General features: G+C 64.9%; 21 protein-coding genes. 5 read left to right on the top strand and 16 right to left on the bottom strand.

The annotated features are described in order from the left end of the window. Nucleotides 1–21: 21 nt before the first annotated feature. From topA to QM588_RS21000, 3 genes are all read right to left on the bottom strand, one after another. Nucleotides 22–3,027, bottom strand: coding sequence for a type I DNA topoisomerase (gene topA, locus QM588_RS21010; RefSeq protein WP_027494469.1), 3,006 nt, complete (start codon nucleotides 3,025–3,027; stop codon nucleotides 22–24). A 109-nt stretch (nucleotides 3,028–3,136) separates the two neighbouring features. After that, on the bottom strand, nucleotides 3,137–3,724 hold the full coding sequence (locus QM588_RS21005) for a hypothetical protein (RefSeq protein WP_222072405.1): 588 nt from the start codon (nucleotides 3,722–3,724) through the stop codon (nucleotides 3,137–3,139). A gap of 151 nt (nucleotides 3,725–3,875) precedes the next feature. Beyond that, complete coding sequence (locus QM588_RS21000) at nucleotides 3,876–4,079, bottom strand: cold-shock protein (RefSeq protein WP_005248460.1); 204 nt, start codon at nucleotides 4,077–4,079, stop codon at nucleotides 3,876–3,878. A 402-nt stretch (nucleotides 4,080–4,481) separates the two neighbouring features. Between QM588_RS21000 and QM588_RS20995 the strand changes: the two genes are divergently transcribed. After that, nucleotides 4,482–6,851 carry a DEAD/DEAH box helicase gene (locus QM588_RS20995; RefSeq protein ID WP_283316262.1) on the top strand — a complete coding sequence of 790 codons (2,370 nt, stop codon included), beginning with the start codon at nucleotides 4,482–4,484 and terminating at the stop codon, nucleotides 6,849–6,851. Between the two features lie 158 nt (nucleotides 6,852–7,009). Here the strand turns inward: QM588_RS20995 and QM588_RS20990 are convergent, their stop codons facing one another. Beyond that, nucleotides 7,010–7,777 (bottom strand): FadR/GntR family transcriptional regulator, encoded by a 768-nt coding sequence (locus QM588_RS20990; RefSeq protein ID WP_283316259.1) that lies wholly within the window; start codon nucleotides 7,775–7,777, stop codon nucleotides 7,010–7,012. 97 nt (nucleotides 7,778–7,874) lie between these two features. On the opposite strand from QM588_RS20990, the gene QM588_RS20985 reads away from it, so the two are divergent. Beyond that, nucleotides 7,875–9,599: an L-lactate permease gene (locus tag QM588_RS20985; RefSeq protein ID WP_283316257.1), complete on the top strand. Its 1,725-nt coding sequence runs from the start codon at nucleotides 7,875–7,877 to the stop codon at nucleotides 9,597–9,599. 69 nt (nucleotides 9,600–9,668) lie between these two features. Then, nucleotides 9,669–10,913, top strand: a complete 1,245-nt coding sequence (locus QM588_RS20980) for an alpha-hydroxy acid oxidase (RefSeq protein ID WP_283316414.1) — start codon at nucleotides 9,669–9,671, stop codon at nucleotides 10,911–10,913. 230 nt (nucleotides 10,914–11,143) lie between these two features. On the opposite strand, the gene QM588_RS20975 is transcribed toward QM588_RS20980, so the two are convergent. The 7 genes from QM588_RS20975 to ssd all read right to left on the bottom strand — a co-directional run bounded on the left by QM588_RS20975 (nucleotide 11,144) and on the right by ssd (nucleotide 15,737). Continuing rightward, nucleotides 11,144–11,497, bottom strand: coding sequence for an Rv3654c family TadE-like protein (locus tag QM588_RS20975; protein ID WP_283316256.1), 354 nt, complete (start codon nucleotides 11,495–11,497; stop codon nucleotides 11,144–11,146). Next, a complete protein-coding gene (locus QM588_RS20970) occupies nucleotides 11,494–11,805 on the bottom strand; it encodes a TadE family type IV pilus minor pilin (protein ID WP_283316254.1) in 312 nt (103 codons plus the stop codon). The genes QM588_RS20975 and QM588_RS20970 overlap by 4 nt, the downstream gene beginning before the upstream one ends. A 23-nt stretch (nucleotides 11,806–11,828) precedes the next feature. Continuing rightward, nucleotides 11,829–12,032 (bottom strand): DUF4244 domain-containing protein, encoded by a 204-nt coding sequence (locus QM588_RS20965; protein WP_176456762.1) that lies wholly within the window; start codon nucleotides 12,030–12,032, stop codon nucleotides 11,829–11,831. Between the two features lie 63 nt (nucleotides 12,033–12,095). Continuing rightward, nucleotides 12,096–12,668, bottom strand: a complete 573-nt coding sequence (locus tag QM588_RS20960) for a type II secretion system F family protein (protein ID WP_283316251.1) — start codon at nucleotides 12,666–12,668, stop codon at nucleotides 12,096–12,098. Then, entirely contained in the window at nucleotides 12,665–13,444 is a 780-nt protein-coding gene (locus tag QM588_RS20955; RefSeq protein ID WP_283316249.1) for a type II secretion system F family protein, read from the bottom strand. The genes QM588_RS20960 and QM588_RS20955 overlap by 4 nt, the downstream gene beginning before the upstream one ends. Beyond that, nucleotides 13,441–14,625: a TadA family conjugal transfer-associated ATPase gene (locus QM588_RS20950; RefSeq protein ID WP_283316247.1), complete on the bottom strand. Its 1,185-nt coding sequence runs from the start codon at nucleotides 14,623–14,625 to the stop codon at nucleotides 13,441–13,443. The genes QM588_RS20955 and QM588_RS20950 overlap by 4 nt, the downstream gene beginning before the upstream one ends. After that, nucleotides 14,622–15,737, bottom strand: a complete 1,116-nt coding sequence (ssd, locus tag QM588_RS20945) for a septum site-determining protein Ssd (protein ID WP_283316246.1) — start codon at nucleotides 15,735–15,737, stop codon at nucleotides 14,622–14,624. The genes QM588_RS20950 and ssd overlap by 4 nt, the downstream gene beginning before the upstream one ends. Nucleotides 15,738–16,071: 334 nt before the next feature. On the opposite strand from ssd, the gene QM588_RS20940 reads away from it, so the two are divergent. Further along, on the top strand, nucleotides 16,072–16,917 hold the full coding sequence (locus QM588_RS20940; protein WP_442972956.1) for an HAD-IB family hydrolase: 846 nt from the start codon (nucleotides 16,072–16,074) through the stop codon (nucleotides 16,915–16,917). Between the two features lie 365 nt (nucleotides 16,918–17,282). On the opposite strand, the gene QM588_RS20935 is transcribed toward QM588_RS20940, so the two are convergent. From QM588_RS20935 to QM588_RS20915, 5 genes are all read right to left on the bottom strand, one after another. Next, nucleotides 17,283–18,029: an oxidoreductase gene (locus QM588_RS20935; protein WP_283316243.1), complete on the bottom strand. Its 747-nt coding sequence runs from the start codon at nucleotides 18,027–18,029 to the stop codon at nucleotides 17,283–17,285. Nucleotides 18,030–18,061: 32 nt separating this feature from the next. After that, a complete protein-coding gene (locus tag QM588_RS20930) occupies nucleotides 18,062–19,783 on the bottom strand; it encodes a dipeptide ABC transporter ATP-binding protein (protein ID WP_027494481.1) in 1,722 nt (573 codons plus the stop codon). Continuing rightward, complete coding sequence (locus QM588_RS20925; RefSeq protein ID WP_027494482.1) at nucleotides 19,780–20,751, bottom strand: ABC transporter permease; 972 nt, start codon at nucleotides 20,749–20,751, stop codon at nucleotides 19,780–19,782. Before QM588_RS20925 ends, QM588_RS20930 begins: the two co-directional genes overlap by 4 nt. Beyond that, nucleotides 20,744–21,670, bottom strand: coding sequence for an ABC transporter permease (locus tag QM588_RS20920; RefSeq protein ID WP_135044368.1), 927 nt, complete (start codon nucleotides 21,668–21,670; stop codon nucleotides 20,744–20,746). Before QM588_RS20920 ends, QM588_RS20925 begins: the two co-directional genes overlap by 8 nt. A 164-nt stretch (nucleotides 21,671–21,834) precedes the next feature. Next, complete coding sequence (locus QM588_RS20915; protein ID WP_027494484.1) at nucleotides 21,835–23,463, bottom strand: peptide ABC transporter substrate-binding protein; 1,629 nt, start codon at nucleotides 23,461–23,463, stop codon at nucleotides 21,835–21,837. Nucleotides 23,464–23,907: 444 nt separating this feature from the next. Between QM588_RS20915 and QM588_RS20910 the strand changes: the two genes are divergently transcribed. Next, the coding region (locus QM588_RS20910) for an acetyl-coenzyme A synthetase N-terminal domain-containing protein (RefSeq protein WP_283316237.1) at nucleotides 23,908–24,142 on the top strand (235 nt) is incomplete at its 3' end.

Raw genomic sequence — 24,142 nt, 5'->3', positions numbered from 1 at the left:
CCACAACTTCGAGTTCGCAGGCTATTCGCCGTCGGTCTTCTTCGCCGGAGCCTTCTTCGCAGCAGCCTTCTTCGTCGTCGTCTTGGCCGCCGTCGTCTTCGTGGCGGTCTTCTTGGCTGCAGCCTTCTTGGCCGGAGCCTTCTTCGCGGCAGCCTTCTTGGCCGGAGCCTTCTTCGCAGCGGCCTTCTTCGCCGGTGCCTTCTTCTTCACCGGGCCACGAGCACGCCTGTCCGCCAACAACTCCGACGCGCGATCGTCGGTGATCGTCTCGACCTCGTCGTCCTTGCGCAGGCTCGCGTTGGTCTCACCGTCGGTGACGTACGGTCCGAATCGGCCATCCTTGATCACCATCGGCTTCTCGCTGATCGGGTCGACGCCCAGCTCGCGCAGCGGCGGCTTGGCCTCACCCTGACGGCCCCGACGCTTGGGCTCGGCGTAGATCTTCAGAGCCTCTTCGAGACTGACCGTGAACATCTGATCCTCGTCGGCGAGCGAGCGAGAATCGGTGCCCTTCTTCAGATACGGGCCATAGCGGCCGTTCTGCGCGGTGATCTCTTCCTTGGACTCGGGATCGACACCGACGACGCGTGGCAACGACAGCAGCTTGAGCGCATCCTCGAGCGTGATCGTCGCCAGATCCATCGACTTGAGCAACGAGCCGGTCCGCGGCTTGGGGCCGGTGGCTTTCTTCGCAGCAGCCTTCTTGGCCGGAGCCTTCTTGGCCGCGGCCTTCTTCACCGCAGTCTTGACGCCACCGCCGCCATCACCGTCGTTGCCGGACGGCACCGGGACGATATCGGGCTCGGGGGGCGTGGGTTCGGGTTCCGGCTCGGGCAGGATCTCGGTGACGTAGGGCCCGAAACGGCCTTCCTTCGCCACGATGTCGTGACCGGTCAGCGGATCCACACCGAGCTTGCGGCCCTCTTGTGGTGTGGCGAAGAGCTTTTCGGCGAAATCGATCGTCAGCTCGTCCGGCGGCAAGTCGTCGGGCAGGTTGGCGCGCTGGCTGATCGGATCGCCGTCCGGATCGTCGTCGTTCTTGACCATGCGCTCGAGGTACGGACCGTAACGGCCCACGCGCACATGGATTTCGCGTCCTTCGGAGTCGTCGAACAGACGAATCGAGTTGATGGTGCGCGCATCGATGTCTTCGAGGTTCTGGCCCACCATCTTCTTCAGGCCACCCGAGCGCGCCACCGATCCTTCGGCACCGGTCTCGCCGCCGAAGTAGAAGCTCTGCAGCCAATCTCCGCGCCGCTCACGGCCTCCCGCGATCGCATCGAGATCGTCTTCCATACCAGCGGTGAAGTCGAAGTCCACCAGACGTCCGAAGTGCGCTTCCAGCAACGCAATCACCGAGAACGCCACCCACGACGGCACGAGAGCGCTGCCACGCTTGTAGACGTAACCGCGGTCGAGGATCGTCTTGATGATCGACGAATACGTCGACGGCCGACCGATTCCCAACTCTTCGAGCGTCTTGATCAGCGACGCCTCGGTGAATCGAGCAGGCGGGTTGGTGGTGTGACCGTCGGGATCGAGCTTGGTGGCCGTCACCGCCTGGCCGGCCTTCAACGCGGGCAGACGCGACTCGGCGTCGTCGGTCTGGCCGCCTGCCTCGTCGTCGACGCTCTCGACGTAGGCCTTGAGGAAGCCCGCGAACGTGATGGTGCGACCCGACGCGGAGAACGTGCACTCCTCGCCGGTACCCGCAGTTCCGGTGATGCGCAGCGTCAGCGTGGTGCCGCGCAGATCCGCCATCTGCGACGCCACCGTGCGCTGCCAGATCAGCTCGTAGAGCCGGAACTCGTCGGTCTGCAGCGCCGAATGCAGCTGACCGGGAGTCTGGAACACGTCGCCCGAGGGACGGATGGCCTCGTGCGCCTCCTGCGCGTTCTTGACCTTGCGGGTGTACTGCCGCGGAGTGGGGTGCACGTACTCGGGGCCGTAGAGCTCGGTCGCCTGCGCCCGCGCCGCGGAGACCGCAGACGCGGACAGCGACGTCGAGTCGGTACGCATGTAGGTGATGTAGCCGTTCTCGTACAGACGCTGCGCGACGCGCATGGTCCGCTCGGAACTGAACCGCAGCTTGCGGCCGGCCTCCTGCTGCAGGGTCGACGTCATGAACGGCGGGTACGGCTTGCGCGTGTACGGCTTGTCCTCGGCGGACGCGACGGTGAGGTCGACACCTTCGAGCGCGTCGGCGAGGCGTCGGGCATGCGGTTCGTCGAGAACGGTGACCGACTCGGTCTTCAGCTTGCCGTCGGGACCGAAGTCGCGGCCGGCGGCGACGCGATTTCCGTCGACGTTGACCAGACGAGCTCCGAAACTGCGCGGGCTGGCCTCGGCCCCGGCGTCGAGGGTGGCAGAAATATCCCAGTATTCGGCGCTACGGAACGCCATCCGCTCGCGTTCGCGCTGGACGATGATGCGGGTGGCGACGGACTGCACTCGGCCTGCCGACAGCTTCGGCATGACCTTCTTCCACAGCACCGGGCTGACCTCGTAGCCGTAGAGACGGTCGAGGATGCGGCGGGTTTCCTGTGCGTCGACGAGGTCTTGGTCCAGGTCGCGAGTATCGGCGGCGGCCGCGAGGATCGCCGGCTTGGTGATCTCGTGGAAGACCATGCGTCGAACCGGGACTTTGGGGTTCAGGGTCTCGAGGAGATGCCAAGCGATGGCCTCACCCTCGCGGTCGGGGTCAGTGGCGAGATACAGCTCGTCGGCGTCCTTGAGCAGGCTCTTGAGCTCTGCGACCTTGCCCTTCTTCTCGGGCGAGACGACGTACAGGGCCTCGAAGTCGTGGTCGACGTCCACGCCCAGACGTGCCCAGGGCTCGCCTTTGTACTTGGCGGGCACGTCGGCAGCACCACGAGGCAGGTCGCGGATATGGCCGACGGAGGCCTCGACGACATAGTTGCTCCCCAAGTAGGGAGCGATCTTTTTGGCCTTGGTCGGAGACTCGACGATGACCAGACGACGCGGCTCGGCGGAGCTGTCCCCCGAGCCGTTGTTACGTGCTGCCACCTTGCTGCCGAACCTTCCCTAGTGCGTTTTCACAAGCAGATTTGCCTGCCCCACTCCTAACAGACTGACATACGTCGAGCAAATACTCGCAGATCAGTCATTCATCCTCCTACTCAGCGTGGGGCCAATTGGTACGGGCGTCCATATTCGCAGGAGCCTCGCCGACGTTCTCGGTGAGGCGCAACAGCCGACGTCGGCCGGTGATTCGGAGGCCCGGATTGGACCCGCGGGTGCCGATCAGAGTCGGCGCGATGCCCGCGCGCATCAACGATTGAGCGAGGACCGCATGAGTCTCCGGCGCGTGCGGATCGAGGCCGAGTACATAGCGTTCCCCCTCCGCCTCGGGTCGCCCCGACGCGAGCACCCATGCCCGCAACTCCCGAGAACCGGGCACCCACCCGGGAGGCACGGCTTTCACCGCACCCTTGGTCCACAGCGACGCCAACGCGGACAGTTCCGGAACCGACGCGGTGCGGACCAGAGGACGGTCTTCTTCGGACCGTCCCAGCTCTGCCGACAGGCCGCACTGTTCGATCAACTCGGCAATGGCATCGGCCCGCCACTGCGCGTCGACGACGACAGAGATGCGCGCCGATCCCGAGGACGTGACGACATGGCCGGTGGCAGCCAGCAGTCCGCTGAGATCGGTCACCGCGGGCGGCAACGACTCTGCAGAGAAGAAGGACAGCTGGTTCACAGCATGGACATTAGGACATCGACACCGGCAGACACTGCTTTCGACTCTTCCTGGTGGTTCGCCACGAACGAAACATCCCCCTTTCTCGAACGGCTTTTCACGGCCGATCGAGAAAGGGGGATGAAGGTTCTCGTCTCCGAAGAGAAAAGAATCAGACTGCGCGAACGCCCGTTGCCTGAGGACCCTTGGTGCCCTGGCCGACCTCGAACTCGACGCGCTGGTTCTCCTCGAGGGTGCGGAAGCCGCTGCCCTGGATCTCGGAGTAGTGAACGAAAACGTCAGCGGAGCCGTCTTCTGGTGCGATGAATCCAAAGCCCTTTTCGGCGTTGAACCACTTCACAGTTCCCTGTGCCATGCTTTTCCTTCTCTTTCTAACACCGGATTCGATGGAGCGCACTTTCGATCCATCGGGCCGGTTCCGACCGCTGCACTTGTACGAATCCCCCTCAGGATTCCCCCTGATGGACGAGCTCTCCCAGTACCGCGCCCGCAACATAAGATCCTGCGAAGCGTAGAACGAACACAGAAGCTGCGACCGCGTCAAGTGAACCATGAACTCCGCGTTCGCAACAGTCGAAAACCGACCCTTTTCGAACAAATTGCCCGTCTTGTAACAACACACAACGCCGGACCGGTGGAATGCGGCTCTCACCAGGGCTCGAGCCGCTCGTTTCGGGTCCGCGATAGCATGAGGACCCCAGGTCGCGTAGGCCCGAAGCGCTGGCCAGTAGATCGAACGAACGCATGGAGACCGGCAGTGAGCGAGAAGCATCCGCACGACGGTGCGGATGTCCGGAGTTACGGGCAGCGGCTGCTGGATCGAGTGTTGGCCGGTACCCCCGCCGACGACGGCCCCGTCACGCACGTCGCCGAGTTGCCGGCTCGATCGTCCAGCTTTGCCCCCTGGCCGTCGTGGGTCGGCCCGGAAGTGGTGCAGGTGATCACCTCTCGGGGCATCGCACAACCGTGGACGCATCAGGCCCGGGCCGCGACGCTCGCCGCCGAGGGCAGTCACGTGGTGCTCTCGACGAGTACCGCGTCGGGCAAATCGTTGGCCTATCAGCTGCCCATTCTGACCACGCTGGCCGCCGATGCCCGGGCGACGGCGCTGTATCTCGCACCGACCAAGGCCCTCGGAGCCGATCAGTTACGCACCACCATCTCGATCACCGACGAGTTGCGTTCGCTGTCAGACGATCTCGCCGAGGTGTTTCCCAGCTCGTACGACGGCGACACCCCGATCGAGATTCGGCAGTGGGCCAGAACCAATGCACGCTGGATCTTCACCAATCCCGACATGTTGCACCTGGGCATCCTCGGCGCGCACGAGCGATGGTCGCGTTTCCTGCGCAACCTGCGCTATGTGGTGGTCGACGAATGCCATTACTACCGCGGTGTTTTCGGCTCCAACGTCGCCCTGGTGCTGCGTCGGTTGCGACGCCTCTGCGCGCGCTACGGAGCGTCTCCGGTGTTCGTTCTCGCCAGTGCCACCACTTCGGAGCCGGGACGCGCAGCGAGTCGACTCATCGGAGCGCCCTGCGAGGAGATCACCGAGGACGGCTCGCCCCACGGAGCGCGTACCGTCGCACTCTGGGAACCACCGCTGCTCAAGGAGATCACCGGCGAGAACGGTGCGCCGGTACGCAAATCGGCGGGGGCCGAGGCGTCGCGCATCATGGCGGATCTGTTGATCGAGGGTGCGCGAACACTCGCGTTCGTACGGTCCAGGCGCGGAGCCGAGGTCACTGCGTTGGGGACCCAGAGAATTCTCGCCGACGTCGATCCGCAATTGGTCCGACGCGTCGCCGCTTATCGCGCAGGCTATTTGGCCGAGGATCGTCGCAAACTCGAACGCGACCTGTCCGACGGCACCCTGCTGGGAGTGGCCACCACCAACGCACTCGAACTCGGCGTCGACATCGCCGGTTTGGACGCCGTCATCGTCGCCGGCTTTCCGGGGACCGTCGCGTCGTTCTGGCAGCAGGGCGGGCGCGCCGGACGACGCGGAGAGGGCTCACTGCTGGTGCTCGTCGCGCGCGACGATCCGTTGGATACCTACCTGGTGCATCACCCGGCGGCCCTGCTGGACAAGCCGGTCGAGGCAACCGTCACCGACCCCACCAATCCGTACATCCTCGCTCCCCAATTGCTCTGCGCTGCAGTCGAACTACCGATCACCCTCGCCGAGGCCGAGGCGTTGAGCGCGGAATCCGTACTCGAAGAGCTCGAGCTCAAGGGCTACGTGCGTAAGCGTCCTCACGGGTGGTTCATCACCCCCGAGGGGCAGCAACTGTCTCCGCACGGTGCGGTCAACATTCGCGGCGGCACGGGCGTGCAGGTCGCCATCGTCGACGGCGAGTCCGGCCGCATGCTCGGCACCGTCGACGGCGGCCGTGCCCCTGCCACAGCGCATCCCGGTGCGGTGCACATACATCAGGGCGAATCCTTCGTGGTCGACGAGCTCGATCTCGAGGCCGGCCTCGCGCTGGTGCACGCCGAACAACCCGAGTGGAACACCTCGGCCCGCGAGATCACCGACATCGCGATCACCGCGGTGCACGAATCCGTCGACTACGGCGAGGTCCGCGTCGCACTGGTGCAGGTGAACGTCACCCATCAGGTGGTGGGATATCTTCGACGACTGCTCTCGGGTGAGGTCCTCGATTCCATCGAACTCGACATGCCGGCCCAGACCCTCGACACCCGCGCCGTCATGTACACCATCACCCCGGAGTTGTTGGAGCACAGCGGCGTTCCGTTCGAAAGATTCCCCGGATCGCTGCACGCGGCCGAGCACGCCGCCATCGGCTTACTGCCGTTGGTCGCGACCTGCGATCGATGGGACATCGGTGGAGTGTCGACGGCTCTACACCCCGACACCGGCCTGCCGACGGTCTTCGTCTACGACGGATACGACGGCGGAGCAGGTTTCGCAGACCGCGGGCACGTGGCCATCGCCGACTGGCTCGCCGCCACCAAGGACGCCATCGTCTCCTGCGAATGCCAGACCGGCTGCCCATCCTGCGTGCAATCACCGAAATGCGGAAACGGAAACGATCCGCTGGACAAAGACGGTGCCGTTCGAGTGCTGACTGCTATTTTGGCGGCGATTACTCGGGAGCCGTGAGCCTCGGGTTCGGCGCAAACGCGCGCGCATTTGTCATACGCGCGCAAATTGCCGGGGTTTGGCGGCGAATCCGACCCATTTTCAGCAAAGGCGCGCGCGTTTGCGGTATGGGGACACACCACCGCCCTGGACACCCTGCCGCGTAGCCACATTCGGCGCTACGACGGCTCCGTCTTGTTGCGGATGGACAGTGCCGCGGCAGACGATCGGATGTGTTCTTCGGCCGACTTCATTGCACGCTCCGCATCACCGGCTTCGACTGCGGCCAGGATCTGTCGATGTTCGGCATTCAGCGTGTCGGCCAACGAGTCCCAATCGTCGATCTCCAACAACGCGGCGAGGATGGGCGCACGCATCGATTCCCGGATCGCTGCGGTGAGCGACGCAACGAAGTCGTTACCCGAGGCCTCGGCCAACGCGATGTGAAAGTTCGTGTCGGCGTCGTTGAAGACCTCTCGGGTGACACCCTGCGCTGCCATGATGTCCACTGCGTTCCTGGCCTGCTCGAGCTTGTCCTGATCAGGCGCGACAGCAGCAAGGTGAACACTTGCCCGCTCGAGAGCGACTCGGGTGCTGATCAAGTCGTCGATCCTGAAGTTGGCGAGCGCTACGTGCAGGCGAAGGAGACGAGTGAGCGCCGGCCGCGGCAGAGCCGCAACGAAGGTGCCGGCCCCCGGTCCTGATCCCGGTGACGACCGCAGAATTCCGCTGCTCTCGAGGACGCGTACCGCTTCACGAACCCCTGCGCGGCTGACGTCCAGTTGAGCCGCGAAGTCGCGCTCGGGCGGTAGTGGATCTCCGACGCGGAGGTCACCGGCCATGATCCGTTCTTCGATCGCATCGATGACCAGTTCGTGTGCGCGGGCCCGCCTGACCGGCTTCCACTGCAGCGGTTCCTCCCGCCCCTGTCCTGCATCGATAGACATACTCGCCATCCAACCAGAATCTTCGCTGTGTGCTGAGCCTCTTGACCGCGGCGAGTGTGATCCATACCATTTGTCGTGAGGTCAGACCTCACAAACAATGAGGGTCTACGAAGGAGCAGCTGTGTACACACCCGAACTCCAACCGCTCGCGGGCAGCATCGGATTGTCCGCAGCGGTTGCGTGCCTGCCGCTGCTGACGGTCTTCGTCGCGCTGGGCGTCCTGCGATGGAAAGCGCACTTCGCCGGATTGGCCGGACTCGCCGTCGCCCTGACGGTGGCGATCTTCGCGTACGACATGCCGGTTGACCTGGCCGGGCTGTCTGCCACACAGGGCTTTGTCTTCGGGTTGTTCCCGATCGTGTGGATCGTGATCTGCGCGATCTGGTTGTACGAGTTGACGGTGGCAAGCGGACGATTCGACGACCTCCGCCGCATCATCGACGCCATCTCCGACGACCCCCGCATCCAGGCCATCATCATCGCGTTCGGCTTCGGCGGGCTACTCGAAGCTCTCGCAGGATTCGGTGCCCCCGTCGCGATCACGGGCGTCATGCTCCTGGCCATCGGTTTTGCTCCGATGCGCGCAGCCGTCGTCGTACTGCTCGCCAACACAGCTCCGGTTGCGTTCGGAGCCATCGGCATTCCGATCCTCACCGCGGGCAACCTGACGGGCATCGATTACCACGAGATCGGCGCGTACGTGGGCCACCAGACCCCGTTCATCGCCCTGTTCGTACCACTGTTCATCGCGTTCCTCACCGATGGTCGACGCGGTGTCGCACAGACGTGGCCGGTCGCCGTGGCCGTCGGTGTCGTGTTCGCCATTGCCCAGTGGGTCAGTGCAACCTGGATCTCGGTCGAGCTGACCGACATCATCGCCTCGCTAGCGGGCATAGCCGCAGCAGTCGTCGTTCTGCGGTTCTGGAAGCCGACCGGATCCGATGCGGCTCGTGAACGCATCCTCCTGTCCCGAGATGCCGACCTCGAATCGGGAAGCTCGGGCACCGCTCCGACCACGCCGGCCCCGATCACGCCGGCACCCGTCGCCACCCGCACCCTCGAAGCCGCTCCCCTGACTGCGCAGCGCGTGTGGCTCGCCCTGTTCCCCTATCTGCTGATCATTGCGGTGTTCTCCGTGGCCAAACTGTGGTCCCCGGTCACTCGATTCCTGGCATCGACCGACATCGCCGTACCGTGGCCCGGTCTCGACGGCAACATCCTCACCGCCGCCGGTTCACCGGCCACCACCACCATCTACAAGTTCACATGGCTGTCGACGCCGGGAACACTGCTCCTGATCTGCGGTGTGATCGTTGCCGCCGTCTATCGCGTCAGCGCTCCCGATGCCGCCCGTTTGTTCGGAACCACTCTGATCAAACTCCGATTCTCGGCACTCACCGTCGGCGCGGTCCTTGCGCTCGCCTACGTGATGAACCAGTCCGGCCAGACCATCACCATCGGTACGTGGATTGCCGGCACCGGGGCATTCTTCGCCTACCTCTCCCCGATTCTGGGGTGGCTGGGAACCGCCGTCACCGGCTCGGACACCAGCGCCAACGCGTTGTTCGCGACGCTGCAGCAGACCGCGGCAAGCAATGCCGGCATCGATCCCACCCTGCTGGTTGCCGCCAACACCTCGGGTGGTGTGGTGGGAAAGATGATCAGTCCTCAAAACCTCGCCATCGCCGCGACAGCGGTGGGTCTGGTGGGACGGGAGTCCGAGATATTCCGAAAAGTCATCTGGTGGAGTCTCGGCCTCTTGCTGGCCATCTGCCTACTGGTCGGACTGCAGAGCTCGGTACTGGCCTGGATGCTCCCCTGACCCGACATTGCCCACACTCACCGACACACTGCACAGAATCGAGACCATGACGTGCCCATCACCCGGCAGATGCCCAAAGCCACCGACCTGCGCGAGGTCCTCTCGTTCAAGAAGCCCGATCTGAACCTGCGTCGGCGACGTCTGAACGCCGCGCTCACCATCGACGATCTCCGCACCATCGCCCGTCGACGCACCCCACGCGCGGCATTCGACTACACCGATGGTGCCGCCGACGCCGAGATCTCGCTCTCGCGGGCTCGTCAGGCCTTCCGCGACGTCGAATTCCATCCCTCGATCCTGCGGGACGTCTCCCACGTCGACACCTCGACGACGGTGTTCGGCGGGCCGTCCGCGCTCCCGTTCGGCATTGCACCGACGGGCTTCACTCGCCTGATGCAGACCGAGGGTGAATACGCCGGTTCTGCTGCCGCCGGCGCTGCGGGAATCCCGTTCTGCCTCTCGACTCTGGGCACCACGTCCATCGAGGACGTCAAGGCCACCAATCCGAACGGGCGAAACTGGTTCCAGCTCTACGTCATGCGAGACCGCGACATCTCGTTCGGTTTGGTCGAACGCGCCGCGAAGGCAGGCTTCGACACACTTCTGTTCACGGTCGACACGCCCGTAGCCGGGTCACGCCTGCGCGACAAGCGCAACGGATTTTCCATCCCGCCGCAGTTGACCGCGTCGACGATCGCCAACGCCATCCCGCGGCCCTGGTGGTGGTGGGACTTCCTCACCACGGCCAAGCTCGAGTTCGCATCGCTGTCCTCCACCGGTGGGACGGTCGGAGAGCTGCTCAATTCGGCGATGGATCCGTCCATCTCGTTCGAGGATCTCGACGTCATCCGGGAGATCTGGCCCGGCAAGCTGGTCGTCAAAGGTGTTCAGTCGGTGGCAGATTCGGCCCGTCTCGCCGAACTGGGAGTCGACGGCATCATCCTGTCGAACCACGGAGGCCGACAACTCGATCGCGCTCCGGTTCCCTTCCACCTCCTGCCTCAGGTCGTCCGGGAAGTTGGCTCCGACTTCGAAGTAGCCGTCGATACAGGCATCATGCACGGTGCCGACATCGTCGCGTCCATCGCAATGGGAGCATCGTTCACGCTCGTCGGCCGGGCCTACCTGTACGGCCTGATGGCCGGTGGCCGCGCCGGTGTCGACCGCATGATCGACATCCTGCGTGAAGAAATCGTGCGCACCATGCAGCTGCTGCAGGTCAATTCCCTCGCGGAGCTGACCCCGGAGCATGTCACTCAGCTGACTCGATTCGCTCCCCTGCAGTCCGGGGCCCGCACGTTCACGTCGAGCTGACCGCTGCGGACATCCCGACCCGTGGGTTCGCGGCCGGGGCGAGGTATCGGCCACGGGTTCGGGTCCTCGGGCGGCGATCGAGGCCGGGTTTCACCGCAAACGCGTGCGCATTCGCTGAACGCACGCGAATTCGCCGGCTCGAACGGGGCGATTCCGCTCGCACCTGACAAACGCGCGCGCGTTTGCGGATTCGGGCGGGCGAGCGGGCGGGCGAGCGGGCGGGCGTCCGGTCACTCCGGCCCCGCCCGCGCCGTCGCGGTGGCGTCGGACATTCCGAAGCGTCCGAGGAACACCGGCTGACCCACCGTGACGATCACATCCCACTCGTCGATCGTGCACTCTCGCAACTCCGTTCCCATTCGCATCGCCAACCCCTTCGCCGTCTCGCACGCATCGGCCACCCCACGATCGAGGGCCCCCGCCCCGGCCAATGCAGCGAGATCGGCAGCCGACTGCGCCTGATGACGAGCGCCCACTGCCGAGCCGACGTGCATCACCATCACCACGACGGCGATCAACGCCGACATCGCCAGCGCCGCCAACACCGTCGCCCCACCCTCGTCATCGCGCACACCTGATTTCATTCCGCTACAACCGGTTCCGCAGCAGCAACGGCCTCCGCCGACAACGTCAGTCCCGGCAGCGGACTCGCCACCTCCACCTGCGCGACGAAGAATTCACCGTCTTCGCGCACCGTGATCCGAGCACCCTCCGGCGCAACCCGCTCCCCCACCGACACAGCCCGGGTCGCATCCCCTCTCGCCGCCAATCGGGCCGCCTCCCGCGCAGCGTCGACACACCCGATGTGCATCGTCACCGACACGATCGCCCCGATGCACACCACGATCACTGCAACGATGGACGCGACGGCAATCGCCGCCTCCACCGTCACAGCCCCGTCCTCACCGCCCGGAATCAGACGGCTGTGTTGAGCGCTCGATCGATGATCCCCGTCAGCGCGGTCACGATGCTGTCCCCGGTCACCACCGTGTACAGCACCGCACCGAACGCCGCGGCCGCGATGGTGCCGATCGCGTACTCCGCGGTCGACATGCCGTCGTCCTCTACGCCGAACAACGCGATTCGAGTCTTGATCTCCTGCAGTGCATTCCCCATCATGACGCTTCCCCTCCCAGTACTCCGGCGCGGAGTGTCCGCACCGGACGATTCGTTGTACGGCGGTCACAACACGCCGCCGCCCAGCACATTGCCCGCCAGTCCGATCACCACGGGGACGATGCCCAGGCAGATGAAGGCGGGCAGAAAGCACAGGCCCAGTGGTCCGCTGATCAGCACACCGGCCCGTTCGGCCGCTGCCGCCGACGCGTCCTCGGCCCGAGTTCGTTGGGTGACAGCCAGTTCCGTCATCGCCGACGCCATGGACGACCCGGCCCGGGCGGATCGTCTCGCCATCCGTGCCAGCGCCTCGGTCTCCGGATCCTTCGCCACTGCGTCCCACGCCGTCGCTGCATCGGCCCCCAGCTCGAGCAGATCGGCGGCCTTGCGCAGAGCGATACCGAATGCGGGCGGAGCGGAGTGGGCTGCGGCCGCCGCGGCAGTCGAGATCGGGAGTCCGGAACGCAGACAGGCGGCGAGAAGGTCGAACGTCGTCGCCACGGCGAGCGGATCGGGTCCGGAATCGTCGACGGCATCTGTCGTCGAAAGCCCCGCAACCTCCACCCGCGACAAACCACCACGGGCAGCGGGGACGACGACCAAAGCTGTTGCCAGACATAGTGCGATCGCCCCCGTCATGTAGTGACCTTGCCGGTGATCGCATCGGTCCACAGCAGACCTGCGCAGCCGAGAGAGGTGCCGATGAGGAGCAGAATTCCGCCCAGCCCGCCGCCCAGCAGTATGCGCAGCGGATCGGCCCCCATCAGTTGCCCGAGCGCGACACCGAGGACGGGCAGTCCGGCCAACACCAACGCGGTAGCGCGGGCCCCCGCGAGCGACGCCTCGGTTCGTTCCCGGAATCGCCGACGTCCGAGCAGGTCCTCGCGCACGGCGTCGAGCAACTCGGCGAGTGCGAGGCCGTGTTCGTCGGCCACCCGCCATGCCGCGGCCAAGCGGTCCAGTTCGGGGTTCAACAGCGGATCCGACGCGGCTATCCCGTCGGCAGCGCGTCCACCGAGTCGCGATCTGGACGCAGCACCGCGCAGCGCCTCCGAGGCGATCCCGCCGCACTCGTCCGCAGCCACCTCGCCGGCCGTTGCCGGGTGAGCACCGACCCGCAATTCACCGATGACCACTTCTACTCCAGTTGCCAACCAGTCCAATTCGGCAGTCCGACGAGCACGTACGGCGCGACGGCGATGTCGGTGCCATCCGGTACCGCCCGCCACGAACAGAGCCGCCGCGCCCCACGGACCGCCGATCCACAACACGCCCACGGCCGACACCGACGCAACAGCCACAGGGAACGCCCAGCCAGGAACCCCGACGGCACCTCTACCGCGGCGCGATAGTCGTCGAGAGCGGCTGGGCCACAGCGTGAATGCAGCGGCCAGCACACACAGCGCCGCCGTCATCGCATCTCGCCACAGCGCCGAGCGAGCAGTTCGTGCAGCCCGCGCTGCCCGGGCACGGCGTCGGAATCAGCGGACCACGCCGGCACGATATGAACACGACCCGTCGAATCCACCTCGACCAATCCGATCTCCCGCAATCGCCGCGTGCCGTCGGCGCTCCGGTGGACGTGCAGGACGACCTGCACGGCCGCCGCAAGTTGACTGTGCAGGGCGTCGCGACCCATTCCGCCCAGTGCGGCAAGGGCTTCGAGCCGAGCGGGTACTTCCGAGGGCGAATTGGCGTGAATGGTTCCGGCACCGCCGTCGTGCCCGGTGTTGAGCGCCGTCATCAGGTCGATCACCTCGGCCCCGCGCACCTCACCGACGATGAGCCGATCGGGTCGCATCCGTAGTGCCTGGCGAACCAATTGCCGAACCGACACCTCGCCCACACCTTCGACGTTCGGAGCACGGGCCACCAGGCGCACCACATGGGGATGCGCCGGAGCCAACTCGGCCGCATCCTCCACACAGACGATTCGTTCGGACGGGTCGACCTCGCCCAGCAGAGCAGCCAGAAGGGTGGTCTTTCCAGCGCCGGTACCTCCGACGACCAGAAATGCCAAGCGCGCGAGCACAATTCGCGCGAGCAGATCGTAGCCCTCCTCGGTCACCGCACCGGACGCCCGGAGCGCGGCGAGTCCCTGAGTAGCCGGGCGGAGCACTCGCAACGACAGGCAGGTTCCACCGCTCGCCACCGGTGCCAGCACCGCGTGCAGACGGACCCCGAACGCTCCCTGTCCGACGCCGGGCAATCGGCCGTCGACCCACGGCTGCGCATCGTCCAATCGCCGACCGGCCGAGAGCGCGAGCCGTTGCGCCAGCCGCCTGACCGCGGCTTCGTCGACGAACTGGACTCCGGTGCGTTCCAGTCCTCTACCGCGATCGATCCACACCTGATCCGGTGCCGTGACCAGAACATCGGTCACCCCTGGCTCGGACAGGAGCGGCTCCAACGGGCCTGCTCCGGTGAGCTCGGTCTGCAGAATCCGCAGTGCCGCAAGCATATCGGTGTCACCGATCACTCCGCCTGCCTCGGTGCGGATGGCCGCGGCAACGGTGGCGGGCACCGGAGACTGCGCCGAGGCAGCCAGTCGATCTCGTACGCGGTCGAGCAGATCAGCGGTGACGACTGCGCTCATGCGGCCCACCGCTGACCACCGGGCTTGTGCGCGAACGTATCGAGTACGACGGTGGCCGCGGCCGCGAGCGGTGAGCGGCGGCCGAGAGCAAGCCCGCCCCGTTCGAGACGCTCGGCCAATCCCGGCTCGGCCCGCATTGTCGTCAGCAACGACAGGTCGAGGGCGGCGGCGATGTCCGCGGCCCGTAGTCCCCCGGGGGCGGGCCCACGAACGACCAATCCGACGTTCGCATTTCGACTCGAGATCTCGGCCGCTACTGCTTCCGCCGACGTCACGGCGCGCAATTCCGCCGGCAGCACCAGCACGACGAGGTCGGCAGCGGCGTAGAGGGCGTCCGAGAGGTCATCGGGGTGACGCGGGGCGTCGCACACCACGAGATCGCCTCCAGCGCGCCCTGCGTCGAGCACAGCGGCCACGGCGACGGCCGAGAGTCCGGTTCGCCGGATTTCGGATCGCCCGAGTGCGAGCACCGACAATCCGTTCTTCGACGGCAGCGCGCCGTGGAGTGCGTCGCCGGAGACCCGCCCACCTTCGACGACGAGGCCGGACCATCGCAAACCTGGGGCGTCCTCCCAGCCGAGCAGTAGATCGAGGCCGCTGCCGTATCGGTCGGCTTCGACCACGAGCGTGCGCCGCTCCGTGCGACCGCTGCACAGACCCAGCGCCACCGCAAACGTGGACGCACCCGCACCTCCGCGGGCACCGACGACCGCGATGACGCCACCGCCGCCTGTCGACGTGACGACGGGTTCACCGAGGATGCGAACGAGCGCGTCCTCGTCCGATGGCAACGACACCACGTGTTCGGCACCGAGCGCTGTGGCCGTCCGCCAATCGTCGAGTGTCGGCGACGCCGCCGTGACCAGAACGACGCCGGGCCGTCGCGGAAATCCGGCCGCGAGTGCCGACTCGGCAGAAGAAAAATCGATCAGAATTATTCCGGGGAATTCCCAAATCGGACGTGCCGAGCCGATACCGACCAGTAAGTTCTGCTCTTCCACAACACAATCCGCGGCTGCGGCGATTCGATACACGTCCTGACGCAGTCCGTGATGGTCGATCGACATAGACGCGTTCGCATTCGTCCGCCGTGAAATCGGATCCATTTTCATGGACCCAAGCGTGCGCGAGAATTCGCTCGCGCGGCGCGCGACTTGGGGAAATGTGGATAGATCGGCCCCTGTGGATGAATACCGGTACCGCTGTACCAGTTTTCGGCCTACCCCGAAAAAGAGGACGACCCTCGCCAGGGGGGAGGAGGCGAGGGTCGTCTGGTTCAGCCCCGGGGGGTCGGGCTGAACACCGCCCGGAATGAACCGGGCTCGTGGAAAATACTACACCCGTGGACGTCCATGTTTGCAAGTTCAACCGTCGCATTTTTTGGACTTGTCCAGAGCGAGTCGAGTAGAGAAGTAGCGCGACATCCACCGGTCACCACCGGCCACTATGGTGACAATCGTGACCCTCAGCGCAGACACCGACGATGCCCCCGCCGGCCGACGCGCAGCGCGCGTCGCCGCCTTCTTCGACCTCGACAAAACGATCATCGCGAAGTCCAGCACTCTGGCCTTCAGCAAGCCGTTCTTCGACCAAGGTCTGATCAACCGGCGAGCGGTACTCAAGAGCAGCTATGCGCAGTTCCTTTTCCTGCTCTCCGGTGCCGATCACGACCAGATGGAACGCATGCGCGCACATATTGCGGGCATGACGGCCGGGTGGGACGTCGAACAAGTGCGGGCAGTGGTGGCCGAAACCCTGCACGACATCGTCGATCCCCTCGTCTTCGCCGAAGCGGCCGATCTGATCGCGGACCACAAGCTCCGCGGACACGACGTGGTGGTCGTCTCGGCGTCGGGCGACGAGATCGTGCACCCCATCGCCGAACTGCTGGGTGCCGACCACAGCATGGCCACGACCATGGTGACCGTCGACGGAAAGTACATCGGCGAGGTCGACTTCTACTGCTACGGCGAGGGCAAGGTCGACGCCATGAAGTCTCTGGCGGCACAACACGATTACGACCTGTCCAAGAGCTACGCCTACTCGGATTCGATCACCGATGTACCGATGCTGCGGGCGGTCGGGCACCCCACCGCCGTCAATCCCGACCGCGCGCTCCGCAAAGAGGCCTCGTCCTCGGGTTGGCCGATTCTGACATTCTCGAACCCCGTTTCGCTGCGCTCCCGCATCCCGAATCCGTCCGGGAGGACCGTAATAGCCAGTGCAGCAGCAGGTTTCAGTGCGATAGCAGCCGGCGCCGTCACCTACGGACTACTTCGCAGAAAACGATGAGCCCAAACCCTTGATGTGAGCGGCGTCACGGGGTACAAATGACGTACGGAAGAACGGAAGGCCAAGGACGAACCGGAAGAGAAGGTTCGCTTCTCCCGACCGCGATTCCCAGCACGGACACCGGCACCCACGCGGAGCTTGCCACCTAATGGCAGAAGCGCTGTGGGCCTGCGATATTCGTTGGTGATCAGCAAGAACCCTGCACCGGTTGCAGGGATGACCTCATCACCGTCGAGTTCTCGCCGAGGCCACGTGGTAGTCCATCACAGCCCACCTGTGCACGCTTGGTAACCAGGCGCTCCGTGCTAACGGGCGGCGACGTCGACGCAAGTCGGCATCGCCGCCCTTTTACGTGCGCACAACTCCTACTGTGCAGCTTCGGCAATCGAAGTCGCTTCTGCGGCACCAGCTTCGAACGCCCCAAGGCAGAGGATCACCCAACTGCCGACTCCCGTTGCCGTGCCCTCCGCGAACCCGGCAGCTCCATCCCGGTACGCGTTCGCTCGACGCATCCAGCTCACCTCGGGCACGCCCAGGTTGTGCGGATCGAATCCCGACGATGCGGCCACCAACCTCGATGCAGCACGCGCCACGATGCCGTCGGCAGTTCCGAAAGGCCGCAGCGTCAACAGTTCACCGTGCACGACGGCGGCTATCACCGGAGCCGGCGCGGAGGTTCCGCCCGTCACCAACTGCGCGAGCAGATCGAGCCGCTCGCCGATGCCGGCGTCCGTGCGCGGCCGACCGAGCGAGGAAGCGTCGTCGACGAGATCCGCGGCGGCCAACAGATGTAAGCGAGCCAGCGTCTGCAGCGGTGCCCGCTTCCACGTCGACAACGTGTTCTGCAGGGCGTCACCGTCCAGAGCAGCGGCCACTCGCAGCGCACCCGCCAGAATCGGATCGCCTTCCTCGCCTTCGCGAGGGAAATCCATCGAACCGCCCTCCAGCGAGGAGGACGAACGAGCTGCCCGCACCGCGGCCTCGGCCGCGGTCGCCGGCCACCCACGACGATTGGCCTTGTGCCGATGCACGGCACCGAGGGCATCGCGAGCACGTTCGGCGGAATCGACAACTCCGGGCAATTCCAGCAGCGGGGCGAGGGGGTCCGTCACGACAGACGACGGTACCCCCTCACCCACCGCGGCTATGCGCCCAGCTGCACCGAGCCACCCGGAATAGCTGCGAGCAGCTTCTGGGTGTACTCCTGCTGCGGATTGTCGAAGACGGCATCGGTCGACGCCGCCTCGACGATCTCGCCACTGCGCATCACGAGCACGTCGTCGGCGATCTGACGGACCACTGCGAGGTCGTGCGTGATGAACAGGTACGTCAATCCGAGTTCGGCCTGCAGGTCGTTGAGCAGGGACAGAATCTGCGCCTGCACCAACACGTCCAGAGCCGACACTGCCTCGTCGCAGATGACCATTTCGGGCTCGAGGGCCAGCGCACGAGCGATCGCGACACGTTGCCGCTGGCCGCCGGACAGCTCGTTGGGGAACCTGCGCATAACTGACGACGGTAGTGCCACCTTGTCCAGCAGATCACGGACTCTGGCTTCCCGTTCGGACTTCGACCCCACCTTGTGGGTGCGCAGAGGCTCCTCGATGGTGCTGAAGATCGAATACATCGGGTCCAGCGTCCCGTACGGATTCTGGAAGATCGGCTGCACTCGACGACGAAATGCGAACGCGTCCTTGTTGTTCAACCCCGCGACGTCGCGCCCGTCGAACTTCACCGAACCCGCAGTGGGCTCGAGAAGTCCCAGAACCATCTGTGCCACAGTCGACTTGCCGGATCCCGATTCGCCGACGATCGCGGTGGTGGTACCGCGTGCGACTCCGAACGACACATCCTTGACGGCTGTGAACACGGACGACTTGAACGGGTTGCCGCCCCGGAGCTTGAATTCCTTGGTCAGCCCCTCGACCACGAGCACTGTGTCCGCGGCCGGCTCGAATGCCGAGTCGGTCTCCTCGGTGACGGCCTCGACCGCCACCTGCTTGGCATGCTCGACGATGTCCTTGCGCACTACCGACGACTTCAGTCGCTGCGACGCCAGAGACGGCGCGGCGGAGACGAGCTTGCGCGTGTACGGGTGCTGGGGATCCTGCAGGATCTCCAGTGCCGGACCGGATTCCACGATCCGCCCCTTGCTCATGACGACGAGGTGCTCGGCTCGTTCGGCAGCCAGGCCCAGATCGTGGGTGATCAGCAGAACGGCGGTCCCGAGTTCCTTCGTCAAACCCTCGAGATGGTCGAGGATCTGACGCTGCACGGTCACGTCGAGAGCGGACGTCGGCTCGTCGGCGATCAGCAATTTCGGGCGTGCCGAAAGCCCGATCGCGATGAGCGCACGCTGACGCATACCGCCCGAGAACTCGTGCGGGTACTGATTGACCCGCTTCTCGGAATCGCTGAGTCCCGCTTCCTCGAGCAGCTCGGCTGCCCGAACCCGCGCCGCCTTGCCCTTGGCGATGCCGTTGGCAGCGAGTGCCTCCTCGATCTGGAAGCCGATCTTCCACACCGGGTTCAAGTTGGACATCGGGTCCTGAGGAACCAGACCGATCTGGCTGCCGCGAATGTCGACGAAGTCCTTCTCCTTGGCCTGCGCCAAGTCACGGCCCTCGAACAGGATGCGGCCCGCCGTCACCGTGCCGGTTCCGGGAAGCAGGTTGATGATCGAGTGTGCGGTGGTCGACTTGCCGGAACCGGATTCGCCCACGATCGCAACGGTCTGCCCCGGGTAGACCGTCAGCGATACACCGCGAACAGCCGGGACCGCACCGGAGTTGGATCGGAACGAGACCTCGAGATCTTGGATGTCGAGCAGGGGCTGCTCCACTGCGATGCGTGCTGGATCCGTCATCGCTTCCTCGCCTTCGGATCGAGGGCGTCGCGCAGGGCGTCACCCATCATGATGAAGCCGAGCACCGTGATTGCCAGCGCTGCAGCAGGATAGAAGAGAATGGTCGAGCCCTGACGCAGGGTGACCTGGGCGGCACTGATGTCGCCGCCCCAGGAGACCTCGGTGGGAGGCAGTCCGATACCGAGGAACGACAGCGTCGCCTCGGCCACGATGAACGTACCGAGTGAAATTGTCGTGATGACGATGATCGGTGCCATCGCGTTGGGCAGTACGTGCCGGATCAGAGTTCGCAGTCGCGTCAAACCCAAAGCCTGCGAAGCCATTACGTAATCGTTGCCCTTCGCTGACAACACTGCACCGCGGGTGATGCGCGCCATCTGAGGCCAACCGAACAACGCCAACACCAGAATGACCGTGAAGATCGTGCGATCGGTGAACAGCTGCATGAGGACGATGGCAGCCAGAATCAGCGGAACACCGAAAAAGATGTCGGTGATTCGTGAGAGCAACGAGTCCGCGATGCCGCCGTAGAAGCCGGCCAGAGCACCGAACACGACGCCGATGACCAGCACGAGGAACGTGACCCCGACTCCCGTCAGCACGGACGCCCGAGCACCGAACAGCACCCGGGAGTAGATGTCGCAGCCCTGTCGGTCGTAACCGAACCAGTGTCCGGATCCCGGGCCCTGCATGCTGAACTGCAGATCGCAGAAGCGCGGATCGGTACTGGTGAACAGGCCAGGCACGGCTGCGACCACGATGACGGCCAGGATGATGATGGCCGAAACGATGAACATGGGACGCGTGCGCAGGTTCCGCCACGCGTCCGACCAGATGCTGGCGGGTGCGTCGTCGATGACGACAGCGTCGGTCTGCGACACGTCGATGACCTCGTCGGCCTCGACGAAACGTGCTTGGCGAGTAGCGCGATCGGCGTCGACGCTCTTCGGGGTGATGGGATCAGACATAGCGAATCCTCGGGTCGAGCGCGGCATAGAGAAGGTCGACGATGAGATTGGCGACCAGATAGACGACGATCAGCACGGTCACGAAGGACACGACGGTCGGTGCCTCACCACGGATGACGGCTTGGTAGATGGTGCCGCCGACTCCGTTGATGTTGAAGATTCCCTCGGTGATGATCGCGCCGCCCATGAGGCTGGCCAGATCTGCGCCGAGGAACGTCACGACGGGAATCAGCGAGTTGCGCAACACGTGCACGTTGACGACGCGGTTGCGGGAGAGGCCCTTGGCCGTCGCCGTCCGCACGAAGTCCGCACTGAGATTCTCGGCCACCGACGTGCGCGTCAACCGCACCACGTAGGCGAACGAGACGGCTCCGAGCACGAATGCCGGCAGCAACAGGTTGGTGAAGCTGGTGTTGCCTCCCACTGTCGGCGGCACCCAACCCCACTTGATACCGATGAAGAACTGCGCAAGAAAGCCGATGACGAAGATCGGCACGGCGATGATGACGAGGCTGACGACGAGGACCGTCGAGTCGAACAGCTTGCCCTTGCGCAGACCCGCGATGAGACCGAAGCCGATGCCGAACACGGCCTCGATCACGAGGGCCATCGAGGCGAGCTTGGCGGTGATCGGAAATGCTTGTACGAGAACTTCACTGACCGGACGGCCCGAGAAGGACATGCCGAAGTCGAACGTGAAAATGCCCTTCAGATACAGCAGGTACTGCACGATGAACGGCTGGTCGAGGTGATAGCGGGCGCGCAGTTGGTCGGCGACGGCGGGACTGATCGCCTTGTCTCCGGCCAATGCCGCGATGGGGTCTCCTGGCAGCAAGAAGACCATGGCATAGATCAAGAATGTCGCCCCGATGAACACGGGGATCATCTGAAGTAATCGGCGTCCGATGTACCAGAGCATCGGATCACCTCCTTTGGAGGAAGGTGGACGTCACCGCAGAGGCGCAAGGATCAGCTGCAGCGGGGCGTCGAACGTAGATGCGGGAGTGAGCGAGCACACGAGAAGGGCGGTAGGTGGAAGACCTACCGCCCTTCTCGGTCTCTACAGCAGTGGAGCGAACGTGATCAGTTCTTCTCGATCTGGTTGTAGATGGGGATTCCGTCCCAACCGATCTTGACGTTGGTGACGTTCTCCGACCAACCACTCGCTGCGTTGCGGTACCAGGTCGGCACTGCGGGCAGGTCGTTGAGCAGGATTTCCTGAGCCTGGTTGGTCAGCTCCTGCGCCTTGGTCTTGTCGGTCTCACCTGCGGACTCGCGGAGCAGACGGTCGAACTCGGGGTTGGAGTACTCACCGTCGTTGGAGCTGCCACCGGTCTGGTAGTTCTGTGCCAGGAAGCCGTACTGCTGCGGGTAGTCACCCTGCCAGCCCGACCGGAAGGCGGTCGCGATGGTGCGGTTGGTGGCTTCGGTGCGCAGCTGAGCGAACGTCGGGTACGGCGCACCCTGCGCCTCGATGCCGAGCGTGTTGCGGATGCTGTTGCTGACCGCATCCACCCATTCCTGGTGTCCACCGTCGGAGTTGTACGCGATGGAGAACGTTCCGGACCACGGCGCGATGGCGTCGGCCTGGGCCCAGAGAGCCTTGGCGCCCTCGGGGTCGTACTCGACGTTTCCGACGTCGGAGAGGTCGCCGGTCCAACCGTCGATGGCCGGGCTGGTGAAGTCCTTGGCCGGGGTACGGGTCTTGTTGAAGATCTGCTCGGTGATCTGGTCGCGGTTGATCGCCTTGGAGATCGCCTGACGACGCAGCACACCCTCTTCGCCACCGAAGTGCGCGAGGCGGCCCGGAATCGTGAACGTCTCGATCGACGCGGACGGCTGGTTCACCGTGCGGTCGGGAAGATCGGACTCGAAGGTGGTGACGGCCGAGGCCGGAACGTTGTCGAGAACGTCGACGTTGTTCGACAGCAGGTCCGTGTATGCGGTGTCGAGGTTGCTGTACAGAATGAAGCTCACGCCGCCGTTGGCGGGCTTGCGGTTACCGGCGTAGTCGGGGTTCGTGACCAGGTCGATCCGCACGTTGTGCTGCCAAGCGCCCTCCTGGGCGAACTTGTACGGGCCGTTGCCGATCGGGTTCTCGCCGAACGCGGCGATGTCCTGGTACGCAACCTCGGGCAGCGGGTAGTACGCGGCGAAGCCCAGGCGATCGGGGAACGCGGCTTCGGGCTGCTTGAGCTCGATGGTGAACGTCTTGTCGTCGACGACCTTCAGGCCGGACATGGTCTGCACCGTCGGGTTCTCGGCTGCGACCTCGTCGTAGCCCTGAATCGGATCGAAGAACGATCCCTGCAGCTGCGCATTGGTCGACAGTGCGCCGTAGTTCCAGGCATCGACGAACGACTTGGCCGTGACCGGCGTGCCGTCGGTGAACTGCCAGCCGTCCTTCAACGTGACGGTGTAGTTCTGGCCGTCGGTGGTATCGATCGAGTCCGCTACCTCGTTCTCGACACCGCCCTCGGGGGTGTAGGACACCAGGCCGGCGAAGATCGAGTCGACGACACGGCCGCCGGTGTTCTCGCTCGTATTGGTCGGCACCAAGGGGTTCTGCGGCTCACCGCTCCACGCGTTGATGATGCCGGAGCCGTCTCCCGACCCTCCGCCGCCGGTCGAATCGCTCGAAGAGCACGCCGTCACCAGCGCCGCTCCGACGACAACTGCGATTGCAGCTGACGCGATGCGTGTTTTACGCAAGGAAATCCTCCATCCAGATGTGAACACGGGGTCGTCCGTGCTCAGTTCCTCGGGCGCGACGCCCGGGGATTCGTGGGCGACCGCAAGACACGGCCGGTGAGCCGTACCAACGATCTGATGGAACGAACTTTAGACACATCCTGAAACGAACATGTGAACTCCCCCGGGTTTTGTTGACCGGCGAGTAAGTCGGAAACATGATCGAAACGTTTCGGCAAGTCGATTTCCCACAGTGCGGGCAGAGCCGCCGGGACAGCCTCCCGTCGACGACGCCGATGACCGTCCATCGTGCGGAAACAACCGATCACCGCAGATCAAGGGGTTGCAGCCGATTGCAACGGTGCGATCGCCATCACATGTGACTACCCTCACTAGGGGCTCGAGACCGGCCTGTAAGTGCCGTTTCATGGGCGAAAAGCATCGGACGAAAGAGAGCTATTCGAGATGACGACCAGTACCTCCGGCAGCGACGATACCGCGGTTGCCTCCTACGCGCCGTCGGCCGAGTTCGCGGCGCAGGCGAACGCTCAGGCAGATCTGTACGCCGCCGCGGAGAAGGATCGACTCGGTTTCTGGGCCGAGCAGGCTCGCCGGCTGCACTGGCACACCCCGTTCACCGAAGTCCTCGACTGGTCCGACGCCCCCGTCGCCAAATGGTTCGCCGACGGCGAACTCAACG

Origin of the sequence: Rhodococcus sp. IEGM 1354 (assembly GCF_030056855.1) — a bacterium.
GTDB lineage: Bacteria > Actinomycetota > Actinomycetes > Mycobacteriales > Mycobacteriaceae > Rhodococcoides.
The sequence above is the reverse complement of the archived record's forward strand: the minus strand, read 5'-3'. Positions and strand labels throughout refer to the sequence as shown.